Origin of the sequence: Methylosinus sp. LW4, from assembly GCF_000379125.1 — a bacterium.
Lineage (GTDB): Bacteria > Pseudomonadota > Alphaproteobacteria > Rhizobiales > Beijerinckiaceae > Methylosinus.
On sequence record NZ_KB900627.1, the window covers coordinates 587,673 to 596,562 of the forward strand.

At 60.8% G+C, this 8,890-nt stretch carries 6 protein-coding genes and 1 pseudogene; 4 read left to right on the top strand and 3 right to left on the bottom strand.

All coding sequences use genetic code 11. The features are described 5' to 3' along the window. Positions 1-25: 25 nt before the first annotated feature. Positions 26-975, top strand: a protein-coding gene (locus METLW4_RS25820; protein ID WP_085983245.1) for an IS630 family transposase whose coding sequence is annotated in 2 segments (ribosomal slippage) — positions 26-893 and positions 893-975 — 951 coding nt in all. Because the reading frame shifts where the segments join, the coding sequence is not laid out codon by codon here. Between the two features lie 746 nt (positions 976-1,721). Here METLW4_RS25820 and METLW4_RS25825 read toward each other — a convergent pair. Next, on the bottom strand, positions 1,722-3,722 hold the full coding sequence (locus tag METLW4_RS25825; RefSeq protein WP_157235590.1) for a TonB-dependent receptor: 2,001 nt from the start codon (positions 3,720-3,722) through the stop codon (positions 1,722-1,724). 1,008 nt (positions 3,723-4,730) lie between these two features. On the opposite strand from METLW4_RS25825, the gene METLW4_RS0122145 reads away from it, so the two are divergent. Together METLW4_RS0122145 and METLW4_RS0122150 are read left to right on the top strand one after the other, a co-directional pair. Next, positions 4,731-5,423 (top strand): response regulator transcription factor, encoded by a 693-nt coding sequence (locus METLW4_RS0122145; protein WP_018268426.1) that lies wholly within the window; start codon positions 4,731-4,733, stop codon positions 5,421-5,423. Next, positions 5,420-6,793 carry a sensor histidine kinase gene (locus METLW4_RS0122150; protein WP_018268427.1) on the top strand — a complete coding sequence of 458 codons (1,374 nt, stop codon included), beginning with the start codon at positions 5,420-5,422 and terminating at the stop codon, positions 6,791-6,793. Before METLW4_RS0122145 ends, METLW4_RS0122150 begins: the two co-directional genes overlap by 4 nt. A gap of 169 nt (positions 6,794-6,962) precedes the next feature. On the opposite strand, the gene METLW4_RS0122160 is transcribed toward METLW4_RS0122150, so the two are convergent. After that, positions 6,963-8,021: a glycosyltransferase family 61 protein gene (locus METLW4_RS0122160; RefSeq protein ID WP_157235591.1), complete on the bottom strand. Its 1,059-nt coding sequence runs from the start codon at positions 8,019-8,021 to the stop codon at positions 6,963-6,965. A gap of 77 nt (positions 8,022-8,098) precedes the next feature. Next, complete coding sequence (locus METLW4_RS25830; RefSeq protein ID WP_371212335.1) at positions 8,099-8,740, bottom strand: IS6 family transposase; 642 nt, start codon at positions 8,738-8,740, stop codon at positions 8,099-8,101. 7 nt (positions 8,741-8,747) lie between these two features. On the opposite strand from METLW4_RS25830, the pseudogene METLW4_RS28080 reads away from it, so the two are divergent. After that, positions 8,748-8,890, top strand: a pseudogene (locus METLW4_RS28080) (IS256 family transposase); the annotation flags it as partial.

The following is an 8,890-nucleotide window of genomic DNA, read 5'->3' on the forward strand; positions in this document are numbered from 1 at the left end:
GCCGGCTGGGCGGAGGCCAGCATCTATGGTTCGACCTCTCTCCAATGATCTTCGCGAGCGCGTCGTCGCCGCTTCGGCGGCCAGCGAGAGTTGCCGTTCTGTTGCGCAGCGTTTCGGCGTAGCGGCGTCATCTGTCGTGAAATGGTCGCAGCGTCTTCGATCGACGGGTTCGGTGGCTCCGGCCAAGATCGGTGGGCGTCGCAAGCCGACCCTGGAGCCGCATCGAGCCTTCATCCTCGAACGGATCATGCAGACGCAGCATCTGACATTGCACGGATTGAAAGACGAACTCGCCGCGCATGGCGTGAAGGTCTCTCACAACGCCGTGTGGCTGTTTCTGCGCGCGCCTGCTCGAGGGCGAACAGCGTTTTTTTTTGAACGAGAGGCCTTCTCGGGTGACGACATCGCTCGCAGGCGTCGACGCTGGCGATCATGGCAGCAACGCCTCGACCCGCAGCGCCTCGTCTTCATCGACGAGACCTGGATCAAGACCAACATGGCGCCGCTGCGCGGCTGGGGAGCTAAAGGCGTGCGCCTGCGCGGCTTCGCTCCCCACGGTCATTGGCGCACGCTGACCTTTCTCGGCGCGCTGCGTCATGACCGTCTCGCCGCGCCTTGCGTCGTCGACGGCCCGATCAACGGCGAAAGCTTCCGCACCTATGTCGAGCAGCGGCTCGTCCCAGCGCTCCGACCTGGCGATATCGTCGTCATGGACAATCTCGGCAGCCACAAGTCCGCGGCCGTGCGACGCACAATTCGAGCCGCTGGCGCAAGGCTCTGGTATCTGCCGCCCTATTCGCCCGATCTCAACCCGATCGAGCAGGCCTTCGCCAAGATCGAGCACTGGATGCGGCAGGCTCAGAAGCGAACGATCGACCACACGTGGCGTCACATGGCAGCCTCGTCGAAGCGATCGAGCCTGACGAATGCGCCAACTATCTTGCAAGCGCCGGATACGCTTCCCTCAAAATGTGAAACGCTCTCGGCGGCGAGCGCAATGGGCGCATGGCGCCTCGGTCGCGCCGACGCTCGTCGTTTGTTGGACGATCCAGCGTCAGTCGGGAAGCGACGAGGGGAGGGGCGACGGCGGCTCTACCGAGAGCCCATTGCCCCGACCATTGTTGCGAGGCCCAGCGCAACGTCACCGTCCTCGATCTGGTCGTGATCGCAGCTTCCGCCTTCCCCAACCAGCCGGACGTCCGAACGCTCAATCGGCGCATCGACGAACTTCGGCTGCGCCGAGCGAGCGGCTGGGTGATATCTTGGTCCTCGCTGGCGTCGCCGAACGGTCGCCTCCCCCCGCACTCCGCCAGAGTAATGCATGAAGGAGGAACTGTGACCCATCACCGCCCCGCCCGAATTGCCAATGTCCGGTTAATGTCCGAATCGACCGCGGGCGCGACGCCTCCGCTCTCCTTCGCTTCCAGTAACAGGCTGACGGACCTCCTCGTCGAAACGCAAGCCCGCACGCGCGAACGTGGTTCGAGAGCCTTGGCGCGCCGAACGAGTTCGGAGACGTCGAGCCTCGCTCCCTCGCGCTCCCCGGCGTAGGAGCGTAGCGTGAGAAATTAATCGATCTCCGGGCGAACGCGAGCCGGCTGCCGGTTACGCGGACGACGACGAGAAATCCGACTGCGGAGAAGTCGATAGTCTCGCGAGATAGCGAAACTATCGACTTTCGCATTTGCCGAACTCTCACCGTCGTCGATCGCGAGCTCGATTCAGAACTTCATCGTGAGCCCGAATGTGATACTTCGCGGCGCGCCGAGGATCACCTCGCCTGGGTACGATACTTCCGCCCAATTCACATAGGTCTTGTCGAAGAGATTGTTGACGCGGAACATTGCGTCGACTCCTGGCGTGACGTGATAGGTGAGACCAACATCCGCGACCACATAGCTCTCGAGGAAGAGCGTATTGGCGTTGTTGCCGGCGCGCGAGTCGACGAAGCGCAAACCGAAGCCGGCGTCGAAGGGAAGGTCGGCGATGTTGGAATAGGAGGTCCAAAGATTGGCCGTCCAAGTCGGCACATTCGGGGGACGGTTTCCCGTCCCGATCACGAGAGTCGCCGGATCGACGAAGAAGCCGTAGCGCGCATAGGCGTAGGCGGCGTTGACCGAGACCTTCCATTGCGGCGTGATCAAGAAATTTGCCGAGGCTTCGACGCCGCGCGACATCTGGCTTCCGATGTCGGACGCGGTGTTCTGCGTCGTCTGCGTCAAAATATTCGCGCGGTGAATTTCATAGAGTGCGAGAGTCGCCTCGCCCTTGCCGTCTTGAAAGGAGGCCTTGGCGCCGACCTCATATTGGCGCGAGCTGCTCAGATTGAAATTCTGCGCCGCGTTGACGACATAGATCGCCGAGCCGATCGGGTCCTTCGCGGTGGTATATTGCCCATAGAACGAAATATCCTTGGTTACGTCATAGATCATACCGACGCGGAAGTTGAACGGACGGAAATTGCGCCGGAAGCTCGTCGTGTTGGAGAACGTCCCATTCTGATTGTAGTTGACGCGATCCAACCGCTCGAATTCATAGCGCGCGCCGGTCACGAGCTTGAGATCTGGACGCAGAGCGAGGACGTCCTCGAACAGGCCGGCGTAATCATCTATGCGCGTCGGCGCGCGGCGAATCGGCCATTCGCCGGCATAGAGGCCCCATGTTCCCTGACTCGGATTCCAGGCGTCGACATAATCGGCGATCGATGCGCTCGGAAAGCCACGGTCGCGGACGAAATGCGTCGAATTGACGTCGGCGCCGAGCAGGAATTTGTTATCGAAGCCGAAAATCGGGCGATCGACCGTCATCGTCAGCGTGTTACCGAGCTTATGCTGATCGTGATAGACATAGAAGCGATCACGGGCGATCGATCCAGCGGGAATCGGATTGCCGAGAGCGTCCGTTCTGCCATTGTTCGCGCCGAGGAACGTGTAGGTCTCGGCATTTTGCCATTTGCGGTCGGCGAAAAAATAATAGGCGTCGTCGGTGAAGGCGATCTCGCCCGTCGGCTTGTAGACGACATGCGCAGTCGGCATGAATTGCGTGGTCGCCAATAGCGCGTCGCCGACATTGTAATTGTTGAAGCGCATCGTCTGGTCGAGCACGAGGCCCGAGGTGGACGAAATCACGCCGCCCATCGGCGAGCGCGCATAGGCGAGCGGGACGAGAGGCGTGCCGTAATAAGGCGACATATTATCGTCCAAAAAATCCATGCCGAGCTTGACGCTGAAATTCTCGAGCGGCCTCCACAATAGGCTCGCGGTGAGATTGAGCGAGTCGGAGGGCGTGTTCTTCACGAAGCCAGAGGAGCGGCTGCGGCTGACATCGAGCCGAGCGGCCAAATCGTCGGAAAGCTGCGCGCCGACGCCTACGCCGAGATTGATCGTCCCGAAGCTCCCGCCGTTCACGAATGCGTCGAAACGCGTCGGACCGAAGCTCGGCTCCTTGGTGCGAATATCGACGACGCCGCCGATCGCGCCCTGGCCATGCAGCAGCGACGCCACCCCTTTGAGCACTTCGACGCTCTCGACATTGAAGCTATTGGCCGGACGATTGATGAAATTGGCCGGGCCGAGATAGACCCCGTCACGCAGCACGGTAATCTGATTGCCTGTGAAGCCTCGCATGGAATAGCTCGTCGGACTGATCGGATTATTGCCGACGATGACGCCTGGAAAAGCCGCGACCGCGTCTTGCGCCTGGTCGAATCCGCGCTCGCGCATCTCGTCGCTCGTCATCGAATGGACAGAGGCCGGGGTCTGGCGCGGCGTCAGATCGAGCCGGCTCGCCGCGCCGGCGTCACCGTGTCGAGCGGCGCGCGCGGCTCGCCTCGCCTGGGTGCGCGGTCGCCGGCGCCGGCTCCGGCCGCCCCGATGTCGATGCTAGGCAGGGATTCTTGGGGAAATGCAGCGGACGCATCGACGACGAAAAGGAGCGCGACGAAGGAGGCGCCGCGCGATAGGCTGTTGTGAAACATGAAATTTCTCCTGACGCGGCCATGGGCGCGCGATGCGAGTTCAACGCTTTTTCGAGCAGTGCTCGGTCGGCTCAGGAGAAGACGGGCGGCGCGCGGGAAGACCACGAACGACCGAAACTTTCGGTTCGTCGCGCACCCCGGCCGCGGAAAGCCCCGCCGTCGACTATCGCGGGCTCGGCGCGGGGATAGACGAGGCTGGTAGCCGAAGGAGCGAATCCACCGCATGCTATAGAGCAGCAGATCGCACAGGCGTGCGTGTGCCGATCGCTGGGCGCTATCGGATCAGCAAGTCCGGACGTCGGCCTCGCGCAATCCACGGCCGCTTGGCCGAGGGCCAACGCCTGGGCGCGGGTCTCATGCCGCGCCATGGTCTCGGCGCTCTGCGCGCATGACGGATGGAAAGCCAATAGCACGGCGATAAGGAGCGCGACGAGGGAGCGCGGCGCGATGGAAAGAATGCGCCGATCGCCGCCGAAACTACCCCCGCCTCTATGTGACATTTGCCTTCCGCCCGAACACGGGGCCCGCGGAACGCCACTTCTAGCCCCGCTTCCGATCGCCGCCGCTTCAGCTCTCCCTCCTAAGTTCGCAACCTGTCGAGTTTCTGGCGTGGCAGTCGCTGCGCAAGAATTCACGCGACTGTGGCCGACGCGCCACACCCGGAATGCTCCAAAGCACGACGAACGCGAGGAGAAACTTGCTTCTACGGAAGATTTACGTCAGCAATCGCAAGGCCCTGTTCACATCGGCGGATATGAGGGAGCGTCGGTTGCGGATCTTGCTCATCGAAGACGAGCGGGAAATGGCGCGCCTCATTGCGTCACTGGTCGCTCACGCGGGCTTCGTCGTCGATAAGGCGTCGTCTCTCGCCGAAGCGCTCGCCGCTCTGCGCATGCGGGCCTATGACCTCATGCTGCTGGATCGCCGTCTGCCAGACGGAGACGGCATATCGCTCTTGGCCAGCGCTCGCGCGATCCGCCCGGGCATCAGAGTGATGATGATCACGGCGCTGGATGGGCTGAGCGACAAAATCTCCGGGCTCGAGGCGGGCGCTGACGACTATCTCACCAAGCCGTTCCAGGGAGAAGAGCTGATCGCGCGCATTCGCGCCTGCATGCGACGGCCAGGAGGCAATGCGCTGCCTCCCATCGTCGCCGGCGCCGTCGCCTTTGACCTCGAAAGCAATGAAGTTACCATAGCTGGCGCTCCGATCATGCTGAATCGACGCGAGATGATGCTGCTGCGATCCTTGATGCAGCGTGTGAGTCGCGTCGCCGCAAGGGAGACGTTGATTCAGGAGATTTATGGGATCGACGAGGACGTGCAAGCCAATGCGCTGGATTCGATCGTCTCGCGCCTGCGCCGCCAATTGACGACACTCGACGCGCAAATAGAGATTCACACGGTGAAGGGCCGGGGATATCTGTTGACGGAACAAGCGCGTTGATCACGAAATCGCTCGCGCATCGCATCGTCCTCTATCTGATCCTCGCCCAACTCGCCGCGTTTCTGCTCGGCTGGATCCTCACGCTCGGCCTCGGAATGGCGGGGGTCGAACTTTTCGCGACGACATGGGACGAGCTAGCCAAAGCGCGCGCGGAAAAGCAGGTCGTCGTCTCAGTGGCGCTGGGAGCCGATGGATCGGCGATCCTCGCGCCGACGCCGGACCTACAGAGGGAACTCGAGCGCGCTCCCAAGATGAAAATCGCCGCCTTCGATCTTCAGAAGCGGCCTCTCGCCGGCTCGTCGCCGGAGCTCGTAACGGTTCTCGGCCCATTGATCGGGGTCAGTCCGACGCATACGCATTTCATCCTGCCCGGCGACGAGGAGTCGACGCCTCTCGGCCTGATGGAACAAAAATGGACTCCTTACGGACGATTTCACATCGCCGTCTACGGCCAGAAATTCCGGTGGGACGATCTCTTCGACGCATGGCAGAGGGAATTTCGCTGGCTCAACATCTATGTCGTCATGGCCGTATCTCTCTCGACCGCCACCGCATGGTTCGCGATGCGGCGAGGCTTGTCGCCGTTACGGGCGGTCGCGGAAGAGGCCGCGTGCATAGACATGGACTCTCTCGATCAACGGCTCACCTCGAGCTTAGTGCCCACAGAAATAACCCCTCTGGTCGGCGCGATGAACGAAGCGCTCGAGCGGCTCGACCACGGCGCCGCCCGCCAGCGTCGCTTCACGGCCAATGCGGCGCACGAGTTGCGCACGCCCGTCGCGGTGCTCGCCGCACGGCTCGACGCGCCGGAAGAGGCGAGCTTCAAGAATGATCTGAGACGCGACGCCTATCGCATCAAATATATCGTCGAGCAATTGCTGGCGACGCTCCGAGCGGGCGTGCAGCCTGCGCTTCTCGAAGAGCGGGTCGACCTTGGAGCAGTGGCGCGCGCCGTCGTCGACGATGCGGCGCTGCTGGCCATTCGCGATCGCCGGCAAATCGAGTTCTCGGGGCCGTCGGCGGCGGTCGATGTGCATGGCAATGGGGCGGCCATCGCTGCGATCATCAGCAATCTGATCGACAACGCCCTTCGCGCCGAGCCCCCGGGCGGAGAAATTGTCGTCAGAGTCGACGATAATGCGCTTATATCGATAAGCGACCATGGTCCAGGCGTGCCGGAAAGCGAGCGCGAAATGATTTTCGAACCGTTCTGGCGGAAAAGCGAAGCGACGCCGGGCGCCGGTCTCGGGCTCGCCATCGCAAAGGATCTGACGGCGAAGCTCGGGGGCCGCATTTGGTTGGAAGACACGCCGAGCGGAGGCGCGACGTTCAAGCTATCATTTCCTTTGTCGACCTCTTTGAGGAAATGAGACCAGGCCGCGCTTCGGCGTCATGTTTCAGATCGAAGTCCGTAGTGGCGTCGCCTCCGTGATCTTCGTGACCTTCTTCTCGGCCATATACTTCGCCACCGCTGTCGCAAGGCCATTTTCGACAAGCTGGCCCGAGTCCCAGCTCCTTCCGTCTGAGTCCTGAGCCTAGCTAAGCGTGGATGAGCACCAGCAACTCGCGTGCAGCGGCGATCGGGTCTTTCAGGACGAATTCGCCGGAGAATGCTGACCCGTCTGTGCTCCGAAACATACCCCCAGGCTGGTAAAAGTACGCGGCGTCGGCATTTGTGACGGAATCGATGAGCTTGAAATTGGAGTTCGTCCTCTCCGCCGCATGGACGCCTATGATTCTCGGGACAGACTTGCAAAAAGCGCTGACATGAAACGCCGAGCCCGTCGTTCCGAGAATGGTATCCGTGCTCTCGAGAAGTGAAATTTGCTCCGTCAAGGAAATGGACTCCGGATAGACAATATCGATGCCAGCTTCTCGCAGATGGCGCTCGATCTCATATTCGTTAACGATGCGGCTGACGCCTCCGACGAGCCTTGTCTTCGATAGATAGACAGGGATTTTTCTGTCGCGCTCTTTGGAGACTGAGTCCCTCAACGGGTTCGCGGCCAAAGCCAAATCTCGAAATGACGAGTAAATGTAAAACTGAGCCCTGAGCGACGGCTCTGGGATCGTCAGCTTATCGAAGCGCATCGGCTCGATTACGTGGAGAAAATTTCGTGGACCGAGCCGCAGTGAGGCCATGATGGCGGACAACCACGGATATGAGAAAACATTTGCAACAGTGAATACTTCCGGGGCTGTGTAGCAGATTTGGAAATCTCGCTCTTCGAATTGAGGCAGCGTGACGAACCAAAGTCTGGATAGGAAATCCGTTATAAAATGCCCGAAGTGCAGGTTGAGCAGTCCGCCGTAGATATAACGAAGGCCAGCCGGCGCCGGTGACGGGCGTATCGCATCGATCTCTAGGAAGAACGGCTGCTTGATATGGGCCGCGACGCCGTAACATGAGTCTAAATCCATTCGAGGCGAGAGGTCGATCGCGGACATGCAAAGATCGCCTGTGCTCCGATAAAGCCCCCATGGCAAGATCGCGTTCTTGAATGGGACGAAGGTCGCACCTTCTTCGTGATTGATTGCTGGCTGTCCATGCCGGCTGTCCACGCCTCCCCAAAAGCCAGATGGCAAAAGTTCCGTCATGAAATTTTCTCTCTCTCGTCGGAGGGATGGTTGCGGTGCAAATTTTGCGGATGGCCACGCGAAGGGGAACAGGCAGCTCATGAGGATGAGGCAGCGAGCACGGCGCTCCAGATTTCGGGCGCAGTTTTGCCCGCGGCTCTGAATTTGCTCAGTGCAAATTGACCCTTTCTGATGCGATGCATGAACTCGACGCAGGCAATCGTCGTGGCCGCATGTGGGAAGCGCTTGAACCCGAGCAAAGGACCCAAACGAAGCTTGATGGATCGGTGATCCTGTTCGATCAGATTATTCAGGTATTTCGAAGATCGAATTCGAATCCGTGCGCCGCCTCGATGCTGTGCGAGAAGCTCGCGCGCCGCTCGATGCGACGCCTGATATCCGTCGAGCGTAATTTTGCGCGGCAGCCGCCCGTGGCTCGCGAACGCACGACGGAAAAACGCTTTGGCGGCGGAGACATCTCGCTTCGCGCGCAGCAAAAAATCCACTGTTTTTCCCGTCTTGTCGACCGCGCGGTAGAGATAGACCCAGCGCCCCTTGATCTTGACACAGGTCTCATCGACGCGCCACGATTCGCCGACTTGGCGCGCCAAACGGTTCCACCGCTTTTTGAACTCCGGGAATGTTAGCATTGAACCCAGCGGATGATGGTCGCATGGGCCAATGACAGCCCGCGCCGCCATCATTTCCACGAGATCTCGGAAGCTGAGCTTGTATCGCAAATACCAGCGCGCCATCACCCGTCTCGTCGGCGCGATCCTGCTCGAGACCAACGATGAATGGGCCGTGCAGCGCGGTCGCTACATGACGCTGGCAACCATCGCGCCTTTGAGCGATGATCCGATCGTCAGACTGTCCGCCGTGACCGCCTG